This is a genomic window from Lelliottia sp. F153, assembly GCF_002870005.1.
GTDB classification, from domain to species: Bacteria; Pseudomonadota; Gammaproteobacteria; order Enterobacterales; family Enterobacteriaceae; genus Enterobacter; species Enterobacter nimipressuralis.
Window position 1 is genome coordinate 857,113 of record NZ_PKFT01000001.1, and the last position, 15,593, is coordinate 872,705.

The 15,593-nt window shown below is 56.5% G+C and carries 11 protein-coding genes and 1 other RNA gene; 6 read left to right on the top strand and 6 right to left on the bottom strand.

Annotated elements, in window-relative coordinates:
• Nucleotides 1-11: 11 nt before the first annotated feature.
• From ycgZ to fdhF, 4 genes are all read left to right on the top strand, one after another.
• Nucleotides 12-251 carry a regulatory protein YcgZ gene (gene ycgZ, locus F153LOC_RS04085; RefSeq protein ID WP_100780450.1) on the top strand — a complete coding sequence of 80 codons (240 nt, stop codon included), beginning with the start codon at nt 12-14 and terminating at the stop codon, nt 249-251.
• A gap of 170 nt (nt 252-421) precedes the next feature.
• Nucleotides 422-742 (top strand): hypothetical protein, encoded by a 321-nt coding sequence (locus tag F153LOC_RS04090; RefSeq protein ID WP_100780451.1) that lies wholly within the window; start codon nt 422-424, stop codon nt 740-742.
• Nucleotides 743-777: 35 nt separating this feature from the next.
• Nucleotides 778-1,056, top strand: a complete 279-nt coding sequence (locus F153LOC_RS04095; RefSeq protein WP_100780452.1) for a biofilm development regulator YmgB/AriR family protein — start codon at nt 778-780, stop codon at nt 1,054-1,056.
• Nucleotides 1,057-1,323: 267 nt separating this feature from the next.
• Nucleotides 1,324-3,474, top strand: a complete 2,151-nt coding sequence (fdhF, locus tag F153LOC_RS04100) for a formate dehydrogenase subunit alpha (RefSeq protein WP_102103527.1) — start codon at nt 1,324-1,326, stop codon at nt 3,472-3,474.
• A 68-nt stretch (nt 3,475-3,542) separates the two neighbouring features.
• Here fdhF and F153LOC_RS04105 read toward each other — a convergent pair whose 3' ends face one another.
• From F153LOC_RS04105 to F153LOC_RS04115, 3 genes are all read right to left on the bottom strand, one after another.
• Nucleotides 3,543-3,737 (bottom strand): YdiH family protein, encoded by a 195-nt coding sequence (locus F153LOC_RS04105; RefSeq protein WP_100780454.1) that lies wholly within the window; start codon nt 3,735-3,737, stop codon nt 3,543-3,545.
• 94 nt (nt 3,738-3,831) lie between these two features.
• Nucleotides 3,832-4,242 carry a 1,4-dihydroxy-2-naphthoyl-CoA hydrolase gene (gene menI, locus F153LOC_RS04110; protein ID WP_102103526.1) on the bottom strand — a complete coding sequence of 137 codons (411 nt, stop codon included), beginning with the start codon at nt 4,240-4,242 and terminating at the stop codon, nt 3,832-3,834.
• On the bottom strand, nt 4,239-7,295 hold the full coding sequence (locus F153LOC_RS04115) for an FAD-binding and (Fe-S)-binding domain-containing protein (protein WP_102103525.1): 3,057 nt from the start codon (nt 7,293-7,295) through the stop codon (nt 4,239-4,241). The genes menI and F153LOC_RS04115 overlap by 4 nt, the downstream gene beginning before the upstream one ends.
• Nucleotides 7,296-7,549: 254 nt before the next feature.
• On the opposite strand from F153LOC_RS04115, the gene ydiK reads away from it, so the two are divergent.
• Complete coding sequence (gene ydiK / locus F153LOC_RS04120; protein ID WP_100780457.1) at nt 7,550-8,665, top strand: AI-2E family transporter YdiK; 1,116 nt, start codon at nt 7,550-7,552, stop codon at nt 8,663-8,665.
• Between the two features lie 176 nt (nt 8,666-8,841).
• An RNA gene (rprA, locus tag F153LOC_RS04125) (antisense sRNA RprA) lies at nt 8,842-8,949 on the top strand.
• A 17-nt stretch (nt 8,950-8,966) separates the two neighbouring features.
• Here the strand turns inward: rprA and F153LOC_RS04130 are convergent.
• The 3 genes from F153LOC_RS04130 to ppsA all read right to left on the bottom strand — a co-directional run bounded on the left by F153LOC_RS04130 (nt 8,967) and on the right by ppsA (nt 15,350).
• The gene (locus F153LOC_RS04130) at nt 8,967-11,342 is read right to left on the bottom strand and encodes a glycoside hydrolase family 3 N-terminal domain-containing protein (RefSeq protein ID WP_102103524.1); all 2,376 of its coding nucleotides are present in this window, start codon (nt 11,340-11,342) and stop codon (nt 8,967-8,969) included.
• Between the two features lie 3 nt (nt 11,343-11,345).
• Nucleotides 11,346-12,746: an MFS transporter gene (locus F153LOC_RS04135; protein ID WP_102103523.1), complete on the bottom strand. Its 1,401-nt coding sequence runs from the start codon at nt 12,744-12,746 to the stop codon at nt 11,346-11,348.
• Nucleotides 12,747-12,971: 225 nt separating this feature from the next.
• Complete coding sequence (gene ppsA / locus F153LOC_RS04140) at nt 12,972-15,350, bottom strand: phosphoenolpyruvate synthase (protein ID WP_100780460.1); 2,379 nt, start codon at nt 15,348-15,350, stop codon at nt 12,972-12,974.
• Nucleotides 15,351-15,593: the final 243 nt, after the last annotated feature.

Sequence of the window (15,593 nt, forward strand, 5' to 3'; positions counted from 1 at the left end):
AGGAGTGATACATGCGTCAGAACAGCTACATTCCCGATAGCGGTAATGCGATTGTCCAGTACTTCGAGAAAGCTGCGCTACCTACTCAGCAAGAAACCCTGGGACAGATCGTAGTAGAGATCCTGAGCGATGGCCGTCATTTGAATCGCAAAAACCTGTGCACCAAGTTACTCAGCCGTCTTGATAAGGCGTCCGGTCCAGAAGAAGAGAGCCACTACCATGCATTGATTGGTTTGCTATTTGATCGCTGAGATCCAATAGCAAACCCATTTAACAGATCACCTGGTTTTTAAGTCAATTCTGACGAAGGAACGTTTCAGGCACAAAAAGACCTGGCAATCTTCAGCAGACCCCCTTAAAAGGGGATCTGACTTAATGCCGCACGGCGTGACGTCACCCTGCGGCAATCAGAGATGCAGTTATGAACAGAAGTGAAATAGAGCAATTAACAGATGAATTAATTGGAGAGGCGGTTTTATCTCTTCTGAAAGAGCACGGCCCTGTCAGCAAGCAGTCTCTCGTGCGGAGACTGCGGGACATGGAGGCGAGTGAGGCCGACCCTCGCCGTCGCGAAGCCCTCGCGGCGGTGATAGCCGAAATCAGCGCCAGCGGTACGCCGTTCGCACAACGTAAGAGAGCCCGCCCTCAGAGGGATCTGAACGGTCTAAAAAGCGAGCAAAGCGATAATGTTTTCCCGCTGTTTGGCGATGGCAAGCCCAGCGGTTCAAAAAACATACACTAACAGCAACCGATCAATAACCCTTACGGTGAGAATAAATGAGACAAAATATTCAAGTTCAACCCGCTGCGTATACTGGTTTTCATGATACCGCGCTGTCTGAATATTTCCGTAATGCAGGCGACAGACTGGCCGATGAATCCGCGCTTTTCGCCTCTGCGGTGAGCTGTATCATGGCGTCAGAAGGGCATCTGACCAACAAAGCCATTATCCTGTGGCTGATTAACGCCCTTGAAACCACCGACGATGTGGTGATGGCAGACGTGATCCGCAAAACCCTCGAAATCGTGGTTGGCTATACCATGGACGATATCTAAAAAAACGATTTGCCCCCGAAGGCCAGAAGAGCATCGCACCCTGCTGCGTTTTCTCACTGGCCTTTTCTTTTGTCGACACTTTTGTCGAATGTCATGTCGAGCCAGGCGCTCAAAACCAAACAACTCCTGTTAAATCAATGAAATGAAATCTGGCACAGAACCTGCTAAGCAGGAATGTCAGATGACGCACATTCAACATATTGAATCGCATGATGTATTGCGGACCTCCGTAATACCTTAATTCATTTCTTAACAGGTCTGTTATTGATGAAAAAAATCGCAAGCGTCTGCCCCTACTGTGGCGCAGGCTGTAAATTAAATCTCGTTGTAGAAAACAACCGTATCCTCCGTGCCGAAGCCGCTGAAGGCGTCACCAACCAGGGCACCCTGTGCCTGAAAGGCTTTTACGGCTGGGACTTTCTCAACGATACCCGTCTGCTCACCCCTCGCCTCACCCAGCCGATGATCCGCTATAACAAAGGAGACAAATTCACCCCTGTCACCTGGGAAGAGGCAATCCGCTACACCGCCAGCAAACTGAAAGCCATCAAAGAGCAGCACGGCCCACGCGCGATCATGACGACCGGATCGTCACGCGGTACCGGCAACGAAACCAACTACGTGATGCAGAAGTTTGCGCGCGGTGTGCTTAACACCAATAACGTGGATTGCTGCGCCCGCGTCTGCCACGGCCCGTCAGTGGCCGGCTTGCAGGAGACGCTCGGCAACGGCGCAATGAGTAACTCCATAAACGATATTGAGAACTCAACATGTCTGCTGGTGTTCGGCTATAACTGCGCCGATTCGCACCCGATCGTCGCCCGTCGGGTGCTCAAAGCCCGACAAAACGGTGCCAAAATCATCGTCTGCGATCCGCGTCGCATAGAAACTGCGCGCATCGCCGATCAGCATTTGCAGCTCAACAACGGCAGCAATATGGCGCTGGTCAATGCCTTTGGCTACGTTCTGCTGGAAGAGGAGCTGTACGACAAAAACTACGTCGCGCGCTTCACCGATGGCCTCGACGATTATCGTAAAATCGTCCAGGATTACGCGCCTGAAAAGGTCGAGCATCTGACCGGCATCCCGGCCCGCGACGTGCGTCAGGCGATGCGCACTTTCGCCGCCGCGCCGTCTGCCACGGTGATGTGGGGCATGGGCGTGACCCAGTTCGGCCAGGCTGTGGATGTGGTGAAAGGCCTGTCGAGCCTGGCGCTGCTGACCGGCAATCTCGGCCACCCTGCCGTCGGCGTCGGCCCGGTTCGCGGGCAAAACAACGTACAGGGCGCGTGCGATATGGGCGTGCTGCCGAACATGTTCCCTGGCTATCAGGACGTGACAGATGCCGCCGTGCGCACGAAGTTTGCCGACGCCTGGGGGATTGACGTCAACACCATGGACGATCAGGTCGGCACACGCATCACCGAAGTGCCGCACCTGGCGCTGGAAGGCAAAATCAAAGCCTACTATATCATGGGGGAAGACCCGCTCCAGACCGAAGCGGATCTGGGCCTGGTGCGTCGCGGCTTTGAGGCGCTCGATTTCGTGGTGGTGCAGGACATCTTCATGACCAAAACCGCCGAGGTCGCCGATGTGCTGTTACCGGCGACCTCCTGGGGTGAGCACGGCGGCGTGTTTACCTGTGCAGACCGCGGCTTCCAGCGCTTCGGTAAAGCAATCGAGGCCAGCGGCAACGTGAAACGCGACTGGGAGATCATCAGCCTGCTTGCCAGCGCGATGGGCTATCCGATGCATTACGACTCCAACCAGCAGATCTGGGACGAAATGCGCGAACTCTGCCCGCTGTTCTTCGGCGTCACCTACGAAAAAATGGGCGAGATGGGCCACGTGCAATGGCCATGTCCGACGCTGGATCACCCCGGCACCCCCTACCTGTACAAAGACAATCAGTTCGATACGCCCAATGGTAAAGGCCAGCTGTTTGCCGCTCCGTGGCGCGCGCCTGCTGAAGTACCGGACGCAGACTATCCGTTAGTGCTGTGTACAGTACGTGAAGTCGGCCACTACTCCTGCCGTTCGATGACCGGCAACTGCGCCGCGCTGCAAAGCCTGGCCGATGAACCGGGACGGGTGCAGATGAATCCGGCGGATGCCAACGCGCTGGGGGTAAGAGATGGACAGCTGGTGTGGGTGCGTTCGCGTCGCGGGAAAGTGATCACCCGGGCGAATATCAGCGAGCGAATTAATCCGGGCGCGGTGTACATGACTTACCAGTGGTGGATCGGAGCCTGTAACGAACTGACCCAGGATAATCTGGACCCGACGTCGAAAACGCCGGAAACCAAGTACTGCGCGGTTAAACTGGAGGCCATCGACGATCAACGCTGGGCGGAAGATTATGCCGCCTCTGCCTATCAGTCGATGAAAACCCGGCTGATTGACGCGGTGAACGTTTAGCCACCTGATCGCTCAACGTATAAACACAAAAAAGGCCGCATGAGCGGCCTTTTAAACAAGCGGGAGTATTAATGGACGTGAACGCCTAACCGCCAGGCAAAGTAGATCTCTTCTTTCAGTTCGTTTGAAGAGAGCGCGAGCAGGTCGGCAAACTCCAGTTCAAGCTGTTTCAGCTTTTTCAGGTACTGCGCCGGGGACAGGTTGCTCTTATCGCGACGTAAAAACTCTACTGCCAATTGGGTGGGGCTCATTTCGGTATCCATAACATCCTCTCTATGTACAAAACCTGACCAGTATAGCACGTCTGACTGACCAATTTTTGACCAAAAACAATTCCTCAAGGATGTTTACCTTTATTTAAACCACCGCCGTCGTCAGGCGCGACGAACAGCACAGCCTCTCCTGCTCGTCAAAAATATCGATTTGCCACACCTGATGACGACCGCCCGCATGGAGCGCGCGACAGACGCCGCGCACGCGCCCGCTGCGCACGGAGCGAATGTGGTTGGCATTCACTTCCAGCCCCACCACCTTTTGCTCCCCGACGGTACAGAGGTAACCCGCCACCGATCCCAGCGTCTCCGCCAGCACCACGGACGCGCCGCCGTGCAGCAGGCCAAACGGCTGATGCGTGCGGCTGTCCACCGGCATGGTGGCTTCAAGGACGTCTTCGCCGATACGGGTAAACTGAATATCGAGCAGCCCGACCATATTCCCTTCGCCCATGGCATTGAGCACCTCAAGCGTCACGGTACGTTTCCAGATCATCCCATAATCTCCAGTAAAGCCTGCAATGGATGGCGCACGCCGCTTCCTTCAACGCGTTTCACCTGGCTGCGACAGGAGTAACCCGTCGCCAGACAGCGGTTTCGCGGCAAACGCTGCATGGCCTGATGCCATGACAACTCGTAGATCCCAAGCGAATTCGCGTGGTTTTTCACTTCGTGCCCATAAGTCCCGGCCATCCCGCAGCAGCCGACGCTGACGTTTTCCAGCTTCGCGCCAAAGCGGGCAAAAATAGAGGCCCATTGCGCTGGGGCACCTGGCAGCGCGGTCACTTCCGTACAGTGTCCGAAGAGATACCAGGCTTCACCGCTGACCTCTTTTGTCTCGGCAGAGTGCAGCGCCGCAGGCAGCCATTCATGCACCAGCATAACGGTGAAATCCCCGCGCTTGTCGCCCAGAGTCTGTTTGTACTCATCGCGATAACAGAGCACCAGCGCCGGATCGACGCCCACCATCGGCATGCCCAGCTGCGCGATACGGTTCAAAAAGTCCGACGTTTTCTGCGCCGTTTTCGCAAAGCGCGTCAGGAACCCTTTAATGTGCTGCGCTTTACCGTTCGGCGAGAATGGCAGCACCACCGGCTGATAGCCGACGCGCTCCACCAGCCGCACGAAATCGGCAACCACCTGCGCCTCGTAGTAGCTGGTAAACGGGTCCTGCACCACCAGCACGGTTTTCGCTTTTTGCTCGTCGCTCAGGGCCTCCAGCTGTTCCAGCGTCATATTGGCCGAACGGTGGCCCACCAGCTGGCGTTGCAGAGAAGGCGTGGAGAGCAGCGGCAGATCGACCATGCCGATATGTTTTTCGGATAGTTTGCGCACCAGCGGCTGATTGATAAAGAAGTTGAACGTCTTCGGCGCACGCGCCATCAGCGGAGCGTAGCTTTCGACCGTCGCCACCAGGTGATCGCGCACCGGGCGCAGATAGCGGGAGTGATACAGCTGCAGGAAGCGCGAGCGGAACTCCGGCACGTCGATCTTGATCGGACATTGCGTCGAGCAGGCTTTACAGGCCAGGCAGCCGGACATCGCCTCTTTCACTTCATGGGAAAAATCATACTCACCTTTACTGGCGTGCCAGCTGTTCCTGGAACGCTCAATCAGCGTGCGCAGGCTGGCGCGTTTTTCCGGTAGATCGCTTTCGAGTTTCAGCGGGTCCACGCCGCGATCGGCCAGCAATCGCAGCCACTCGCGCACCAGCGTCGCTCGCCCTTTCGGGGAATGAATGCGGTTGCTGGTGATTTTCATCGACGGGCACATCGGGCTTTTCACGTCGAAGTTAAAGCACAGACCGTTGCCGTTACACTCCATCGCCCCGCGCCAGGAGGAGCGCACCGCGATCGGGATCTGGCGGTCATACGTGCCGCGCTTCACCGCGTCGACCTGCATCATCGGATCGTCCACACCCACAGGCGGACAGATTTTGCCTGGGTTCAGGCGGTTATTCGGGTCAAACGCCGCTTTGATTTTGCGCAGTTCGCCGTAAAGCTGCTCGCCGAAAAACGCCGGGCTGTACTGGGCGCGGAAACCTTTCCCGTGCTCGCCCCACAGCAGGCCGCCGTATTTTGCCGTCAGCGCGACCACGTCGTCGGAGATCTGCTTCATCAGCATCTCCTGCTGCGGGTCGCACATATCCAGCGCCGGACGCACGTGGAGCACACCGGCATCCACGTGACCAAACATGCCGTAGCTCAGGCCGTGGCTGTCGAGTAACGCGCGGAACTCCACAATGTAATCCGCCAGATGTTCCGGCGGCACGCAGGTATCTTCCGCAAACGGAATCGGTTTGGCCGCGCCTTTTGCATTCCCCAGCAGGCCGACCGCTTTTTTACGCATCGCGTAAATGCGCTCAATGCCCGCGAGATCGTTGCACAGCTGCCAGCCAATCACGCCGCCCTCGCCCTGCGCCATCAGTTCGTCGAGTCGGGTACAGAGCGTCTGCACCTGTGAGTCGATAAGCTCCGCATCATCGCCAGCAAATTCAACAATGTTCAGCCCCAGCATCTCTTTATCAGGCACATCGGTGATCAGCTCGCTGACCGAATGCCACACGATATCTTCCCGCGCCAGATTGAGCACTTTCGAGTCGACGGTTTCCACCGACAGCGCGCGCGCCTCGACCATAAACGGCGCGTTGCGCAGCGCCGCATCGAAGGAGTTGTATTTGACGTTCACCAGACGGCGCACCTTCGGCAGCCGGGTGATATCCAGACGGGCTTCGGTGATAAAGGCCAGAGTGCCTTCCGAGCCGGTCAGAATACGGGTGAGATTGAACTCGCTCAAATCGTCATTAAAGACGTGGCGCAGATCGTAGCCCGTCAGGAAGCGGTTCAGTTTCGGGAATTTATCGACAATCAGCTGGCGGTTATCGCGACAGCTTTCGAGCACGCTGCGATAAATGCGCCCGACCGCCGTGTTGTCCTGCCCGAGGGTTTCGGCAAGCTGTACCGGTATCGCCTGGGTGTCGAGAATGTCCCCGCCCAGCAGCACCGCGCGCACGCCCAGGACGTGATCGGAGGTTTTACCGTAAACCAGTGACCCCTGGCCGGAAGCATCCGTATTGATCATCCCGCCCAGCGTGGCGCGGTTGCTGGTGGATAATTCCGGAGCAAAGAAGTAGCCGTAGGGTTTCAGGAACTGATTGAGCTGATCTTTAATCACCCCCGCTTCGACGCGCACCCAGCCCTCTTCCGGGTTGATCTCGATGATACGGTTCATATAGCGCGACATATCAATGATGATGCCCTGATTCAGGGCCTGCCCATTGGTGCCTGTCCCGCCCCCGCGCGGGGTGAAGACCAGCGACGCAAATCGCTCCTGCGCGGCCAGACGGGAAAGCAACGCCACATCGGCGGTGGAACGGGGGAAAACGACGGCATCGGGAAGTAACTGATAGATACTGTTGTCGGTCGCCATCGTCAGCCTGTCGGCATAATTGGTGGCGGTATCACCTGTAAAACCCTGTTGCTCCAGTGCTTGCAAATAAGTCAGCACCAGCTGAACGACGCCAGGTGCCTGAGAAATCAATGGGATCATTACGGAAGACCCTAAATAGTGTTGTTGCCCTCTCGATAATCCGCAATGCGACAAGGCCGCAAATGCGCGAATTATGACGGGGATAATCGTTTGCGTTGTGTTTGAATTGTTGTATCACATTTTTTTCTTATACGCCCATCAGTTTTACGGGCAGAATTCGCCTGTCAAAAATCGCTGAAATCACTAATGATTAAGGGATGCGATTTTCTGTTTCGGCCAGCCGGTCTGGTCTTCATGTAAGGTAAATTTCATTTATGGTCACTTCTCGTCAGCCCAGGGACGTTGCGCAAATACTGCTGTCGGTGCTGTTTTTAGCCATCATAATTGTTGCGTGTCTATGGATAGTTCGCCCCTTCGTCCTCGGTTTTGCGTGGGCAGGTACGGTGGTCGTTGCCACCTGGCCACTGTTGTTACGTCTGCAGAAACTGTTTTTTGGTCGTCGTACTCCCGCCGTTCTGGTGATGACGCTGCTGCTGTTTCTGGTCTTTATCATTCCGATTGCGCTCCTGATTAACAGCCTTGTCGATACCAGCGGGCCGGTGATTCGCGGGATCACCAGTGGTGAGATGACCGTGCCGGATCTGGCGTGGCTTAACAGCATTCCGCTGGTCGGCGCGAAGCTTTACAGCGGCTGGCACAGTCTGCTGGAGATGGGCGGCAGCGCGATCATGGCGAAAGTTCGGCCATATGTCGGCACTACGACCACCTGGTTTATCGCCCAGGCGGCCAATATCGGCCACTTTATGATGCACTGTACCCTGATGCTGCTTTTCAGCGCCCTGCTCTACTGGCGCGGTGAACAGGTGGCACAGGGCGTACGTCATTTTGCGACCCGTCTCGCAGGGACACGCGGTGACGCGGCGGTGCTGCTGGCAGCACAGGCGGTTCGCGCAGTGGCGCTGGGTGTGGTTGTCACGGCGCTTGTGCAGGCGCTACTTGGCGGGATTGGTCTGGCGATAAGCGGCGTTCCGTACGCGACCATTTTAACCGTCATCATGATCCTCACCTGTCTGGTCCAGCTTGGTCCGTTGCTGGTGCTGGTCCCTTGCATTATCTGGCTCTACTGGAGCGGTGATACTACCTGGGGTACGGTGCTGCTGGTGTGGAGCTGCGTGGTGGGCACCATGGATAACGTCATCCGTCCGATGCTCATTCGTATGGGCGCGGATTTGCCGTTGATTCTGATCCTCTCCGGCGTCATCGGCGGGTTGATTGCCTTTGGAATGATTGGGCTGTTTATTGGCCCTGTGCTGCTGGCCGTGACCTGGCGTCTGTTCTCCGCGTGGGTGCATGAAATTCCACCGCCAGGCACCGACCCTGAAGTGGCGCTGCATAATCTCGAAGAGCTTGACGGCAAGAACAACCCGTAATGTATCGTCAGGCGAGGTCACTCGCCTGACACTTAAGCACACCTAATCTTTATTAAGACTTTTCTCAGGTCCAGCCCGCTTCGTCTGGTCTCGCCCCGCGTTAAATCTTCATAGTTCTTAAACTATTGAGACGAATCTGATCGACGCTAAAACGTCGCATGTCCTACTATTAAGTCACGGTTATGAATCAACGCATTGATTTATAAGCATGGAAATCCCCTGAGTGAAACAACGAATTGCTGTGTGTAGTCTTTGCCCATCTCCCACGATGGGCTTTTTTTTGTCCTGCTTACGCTCGTTTTTACGCTCGTTCGATTTCACACGAACTCAGCATCCGCCACTTCTCCGGCAGTACCCGCGTCTCGCCAGTGACATTCACCGTCACCGCAGCGCGAATATCCGCTGAAGACAGCCCGACCTGCAGCTCAAATTCGCCTGGCTCAACCACTCTTTTACCGTCGCGGCGGGTGAAATTAAACATATCCACCGGCAGGCTGAAGGTGAGCGTCGCCTTTTCGCCCGGTGAGAGCGTGACGCGCTGGAAGGCTTTAAGCTCCTGTAACGGTCGCACCATAGAGGCCACGCGGTCGCGCACATAGACCTGCACCACTTCGCTGCCGCTACGTTCGCCGCTGTTTTGCACCGTCACGCTCAGCGTCACCTCGCCCTCGACCGGGACTGACGTTTTCGCTAAGCGCAGTGCATCGCAGGAAAATGTCGTCCAGCCGAGACCAAAACCGAAGGGATAGCGCGAGCCAAAGTGAAAGGCGAACGGCGTACCGCCGCTTTTCAGCTTGTGATTGTAATAGTACGGCATCGCACCCGCGCTTTTCGGCACACTCACCACCAGCCGTCCCTGCGGTTCCGCGCGCCCGGTCAGCACATCGGCTATCGCCCAGCCGCCCTCTTGTCCTGGTGCCCAGGCCAGCAGCAGCGCCGCGACCTTATCTTCCAGCCCCTGCAGGTTGTACGGACGCCCGCCCGTCATCACCACCACGACCGGCTTACCGGTTTCCACCAGCGCTTCCAGCAGGTGTTGCTGCACGCCGGGCAGGTTCAGGCTGTCGGTGTCGGAGCCTTCACCCACGGTACCGCTCTGGAATAATCCCGCCAGATCGCCCACGCAGGCGATGACGATGTCGCTGTCCTGCGCCGCCCGCACCGCCTCTGGAATCAGGCGGGTATCGAATGACACCGGCGATTGTTGCATCGGTTTGCCGCCGCTGTCACCGGGGAATACCGGCGCGCCCGCCATGCGGTGCTCAATGATGTGACAGCCTTTGGCGTAACGCACCTGGGCATCGCCCAGATAGTGTTTCAGCGCGGCAAGCGGTGTGGTTACCTGCGACGTCTCTTCCACCATATCGCTGATGATCAGATGCACCGGGAAGCTGTAGCCGCTCAGCAGCGCCAGCGGATCGTCTGCGGTTGGCCCTATCACAGCCACACGCGGTTTACCCGCAAGCGGCAATACGCCGTTGTTCTCCAGCAGCGTCAGCGAGCGAGTTGCCACGTCGCGCGCCACCTGTCGGGTTTGCGCATTTTGCAGATCAATATTCTCTTCGCGCGCATACGGCTGCTCAAACAGACCGAGGCGGAATTTTTCGCTCAGCACACGCGCAACAATTTCATCAATTTTATTCATCGAAATCAGCCCACGCTCGACGGCCTCCGCCAGATGACGAGCGCAGTCGTCTTTCGGCAGCTCGACGTCCAGCCCGGCGTTGAACGCCAGCGCCGCAGACTCCGCCGCATCGTGGGAAATGCCATGATGTTGATGCAACAGGCTGACTCCGCCGTAGTCGGCCACCACAATCCCGTCGAATCCCCACTGCTCGCGCAACACCGTAGTGAGCAAGAAGGCGTCGCTGTGGCCGGGCTGATTGTCGATATCATGATAGGCCGGCATCACGGAACCGGCGTTGGCCAGTTTGACCGCCATTTCAAATGGCAGCAGGAACGTATCATTCAGCTCGCAAAAACCGAGATGCACCGGAGCATGGTTACGCGCCCCCTCGCTGAAAGAGTGGCCGACATAATGTTTGAGGGTCGCCAGCAGATCGCGTTTTTCGCCCTGCAATCCGTCGACATACGCGGTCGCCATGACCCCGACCAGCCACGGATCTTCACCGAAGGTCTCCTCGGTACGCCCCCAGCGCACGTCGCGAGAGACATCCAGCACCGGGGCCAGCCCCTGCTGACAGCCCACCGAGCGCGCCTCAGCGCCGATCTGTTGTGCCGCACGCTTAACCAGCTCCGGGTCCCAGGTCGAACCGTAGTTGAGGGAGGACGGAAACAGCGTCGCGTCTTTGCACAGCAGGCCGACCAGGCACTCCTCATGGAACAGCGCGGGGATCCCCAGCCGGGTCTCTTCCATCATCATCCGCTGCAGGCGGTTTGCCGCGCGCACGCCGGTGTGCGCATCCACAATGTGCGTCCCCAGCGGACGGGTAATTTGTCCGACGCCCAGTTTGAGCCGCTCGCTCAACGCCGCCTGTTCGCTCACGCCTGCAAATTCGTCGCTAAGATCGCTACGCTCACGGTGGTTGCCGCCCTCATCCAGAACCAGCCAGTAGGCATGCATCTGCGCGAATTTCTCTTCCGGGGTCATACGTGCCAGCAGATCGGCGACACGCTCTTGCACGGGATATCCCGCATCCTTGTAGATGGCAGTCATGTTTTACTCCTGTGTAGCAGAATGAAATGCCGGGCTGGTCTGCCCCGCATCAGTGCGAGCTTCGCGCTTGCGGGCAAGCTCTTGTGCAATGGAATCCACCAGGCGGCTGTTCAGTTTGTAAATAGCGAGCAGCACCACCATGGCGATAAACAGCACGCAGGGGATCAGGGTGAACAGCGCGTTGATCGTGGTCAGTACCTGCGGGCTTTGAATTGCCTGCCCGGGGACATAACTCACGATTCCCAGTACCCAACCAACCACCGCGCCGCCGAGGGCGAGGCCGAATTTAATGGCGAACAGCGCAGTGGAAAAGACCAGCCCGTCCAGACGGCGGCCACTGCGGTGCTCTTCGTAATCCACCACATCCGAGAACATGGTCCACTGCAGCGGCGTGGTGAGGTTCTGGATAAAGCTAAAGATGATGTTCAGGCCGAAAATCAGCCAGATTTGCGTCGGCGGCAGGAAGAAAATCATCGCGCCAAATATCACGAAGGAAATAATCGTCCACTGATAGGCACGCACCCGGTCAAATTTACCCAATAATCGTTCAGATAATAAGGCTCCGCTTAAAGAGGCCACCATTCCGGAAACGATAAAGGCAAAGACTAAATCCGGGCGCAGCAGCACATAATTGACGTAATACATCGTGGCGGAGCCGCGTGTGACGACTGCCGTCAACAGTAAAATATTAAACACAAAAACAATGCGCCATTGGCTGTTGGCGGCCAGTAATTTTAAATCCGTGAGCATCGAGCCGGAGGTATCATTACGCGGAGAATAACGCTCGCGGGTCATAAAGAAGCAGATGAAGAATAAGATAATGCCTAACAGGCCCATCAGACTCATGGCATAGAAATAGCCTTTCTGCACATTCCCCTGGCCTAAATGGGAGACCAGCGGCAGGGCGATGACCGTGACGATCAGGCCGCCAATAAAGGACAGCCCGAAACGCCAGGATTGCAGGGAATGGCGCTCACGCGGGTCCATCGTCAGGGCACCCGGCATCGCGCAGTACGGCACATTAATCGCGGAATAGATCAGGCTCAGCAAGGTGTAAGTCACGCAGGCATAGGCAATTTTCGCCGTTGGCCCGACATCGGGGACATAAAAAGTAATCAGACAGCTTACGCCAAACGGAATGGCGAACCACAGCAGCCACGGACGGAAACGCCCGTGCCGGGTCTGGGTGCGATCCACCAGCGCGCCAATGCACGGGTCGACAAAGGCATCCACCACGCGCACCACCAGAAACATGGTGCCCATGATCGCGGCGGGCAGGCCAAATACATCCGTATAGAAATATGCCAGAAATAAGGTGGCCGTTTGCCAGACCAGCGCACTGGCCATATCACCCAGGCCGTAACCTATTTTATCTTTGGTACGTAATACAGAGGAGATTGTCATTGTTAATTGCCTTTTATCGGTTAAAACGTATTTCAACCAGTTGCGCAAGATGTAGGGTAATGCGCAGTAAGGCTCAATTATTAGCAGCGCTTCGCTGGCTAACAATTGTAGAAATTAACAGACTGATTACGATATTTGGTTAATTGCGCTAAGTGTGACGGGGAGCATAGTGGGGGAAATTATGTCGCCGTCCCTTTAAGAATAAAAGGGACGGCGCGATCAATACTACTTATTCAGTTCAGCCAGGCTCAGCCAGGTTTGCACCACGGTGTCCGGGTTCAGGGACAGGCTATCGATCCCCTCTTCCATCAGCCATGCGGCAAAGTCTTCGTGGTCCGATGGACCCTGACCACAAATCCCGACGTATTTACCCTGTTTCTTCGCGGCGCGGATGGACATCGACAGCAGCGCTTTCACCGCTTCGTTACGTTCATCGAACAGCTCAGACACTACGCCGGAGTCGCGGTCCAGACCCAGCGTCAGCTGCGTCATATCGTTAGAGCCGATAGAGAAGCCGTCGAAGTGTTCCAGGAACTGCTCTGCCAGCAGAGCGTTGGACGGGATTTCGCACATCATAATGATCTTCAGCCCGTTCTCGCCGCGCTTCAGCCCCTGACGCGCCAGCTCTTCGACTACCGCTTTCGCCTGATCCACAGTTCGCACGAACGGGATCATGATTTCGACGTTAGTCAGACCCATTTCGTTGCGCACGCGTTTCACCGCGTCACATTCAAGGGCGAAGCAGTCGCGGAAGCTGTCCGCCACGTAGCGACCCGCGCCACGGAAGCCGAGCATTGGGTTCTCTTCTTCCGGTTCGTAGCGCTCGCCGCCCACCAGGTTGGCGTATTCGTTGGACTTGAAGTCCGACAGACGCACGATCACCCGCTTCGGATAGAATGCCGCACCCAGGGTGGCAATCCCTTCCGTCAGACGGCCGACGTAGAACTCTTTCGGTGAGTCGTAGCCCTTCATCATCTCGCGGATTTCGTTTTGCAGCTGAGGCGTCTGGTCGTCAAACTCCAGAAGCGCACGCGGGTGCACGCCGATCATGCGGTTAATGATAAATTCCAGACGCGCCAGGCCGACGCCTTCGTTCGGCAGACAGGCGAAATCGAACGCACGATCCGGGTTGCCGACGTTCATCATGATTTTCAGCGGCAGATCCGGCATGGTATCGACGCTGGAACTTTTCACGCTGAAGTCGAGAATATCGGCGTAAACGTAGCCGGTGTCGCCTTCGGCGCAGGAGACGGTGACTTTCTCATCGTCTTTCATGCGTTCGGTGGCATCACCGCAGCCGACCACCGCCGGAATGCCCAGCTCGCGGGCGATGATCGCCGCGTGGCAGGTACGGCCACCACGGTTGGTCACAATCGCCGCCGCTTTCTTCATGATCGGTTCCCAGTCCGGGTCGGTCATATCTGTTACCAGCACATCACCCGGCTGAATACGGTTCATCTCGCTGATATCGTGGATCACTTTAACCGGGCCGGCACCGATGCGGTGACCAATCGCACGCCCTTCGGCGACAATTTTGCCCTGGGCATGCAGGGTGTAACGCTCCATCACCTGGCCGCGGGAACGCACGGTTTCCGGACGCGCCTGCACGATAAACAGTTTGCCGGTGTGGCCGTCTTTCGCCCATTCGATATCCATCGGACGTGCGTAGTGTTTTTCAATCTGAACGGCCTGTTTCGCCAGCTCCTGGACTTCCGCATCGGTCAGGGAGAAGCGGTCGCGCTGCTCCTGCGGCACGTCCTCGATTTCCACCTGTTTGCCGTGTTCCTGGCTTGGGGCGTAAATCATGCGGATTTTTTTAGAGCCCATGGTACGGCGCACAATCGACGGACGGTTGGCCGCCAGCGTCGGTTTGTGGACGTAGAATTCGTCAGGGTTAACCGCGCCCTGCACCACCATCTCACCCAGACCCCAGGCGGAGGTGATAAACACCACCTGATCGAAGCCAGATTCCGTATCGATGGAGAACATCACGCCGGAGGAGCCGATGTCGGAGCGCACCATGCGCTGCACGCCCGCAGAGAGCGCGACGCCGCGGTGGTCATAGCCCTGATGCACGCGATAGGAGATCGCGCGGTCGTTGAACAGGGAAGCAAAAACATGCTTCACCGCCACCAGCACCGCGTCGTAGCCCTGAACGTTCAGGAAGGTTTCCTGCTGACCGGCAAAAGAGGCGTCCGGCATATCTTCTGCGGTGGCAGAGGAACGCACGGCGAATGAGGCCTGCGCGTCGTCAGCAGAGAGTTGGTTATAAGCGTCGTGAATCGCTTTTTCCAGCTCCGGCTGGAAAGGTGTGTCGATAATCCACTGGCGGATCTGCGCACCGGCTTTGGCAAGCGCGGTCACGTCATCAATATCCGTTTGGTCCAGCAGGTCGTAAATGCGCTGGTTAACACCGCTCTGGTCTAAAAAATAGTTAAACGCGTCGGCAGTTGTGGCAAACCCGTTCGGTACGGAAACACCCATACCCGACAGATTTGTAATCATTTCACCCAGGGAGGCATTTTTGCCTCCAACTCTGTCTACATCATTCATGCCGAGTTGGTTATACCAAAGCACCAGCGGTGACGAGCCATTGTTGGACATCGAAACAATCCTTTTGTGATATTTAAACGGAGTAAGTAACGCCTGACTTCGTATTTATACTGGCATATTTATTCCCGGCAAAAAAACGGTGAATCGTGTAAGCACTTTTATTTTTCTGTTTTTCGGACACTTTCCCATCATTCGCTAACCCGATGATTCCTATAGATTCGTGCTAAAACCCTTAAAACAAAGTGACTAATTTAAAAATGAAATCCACTTTTCAGTAAAATCAAAAACACCGTT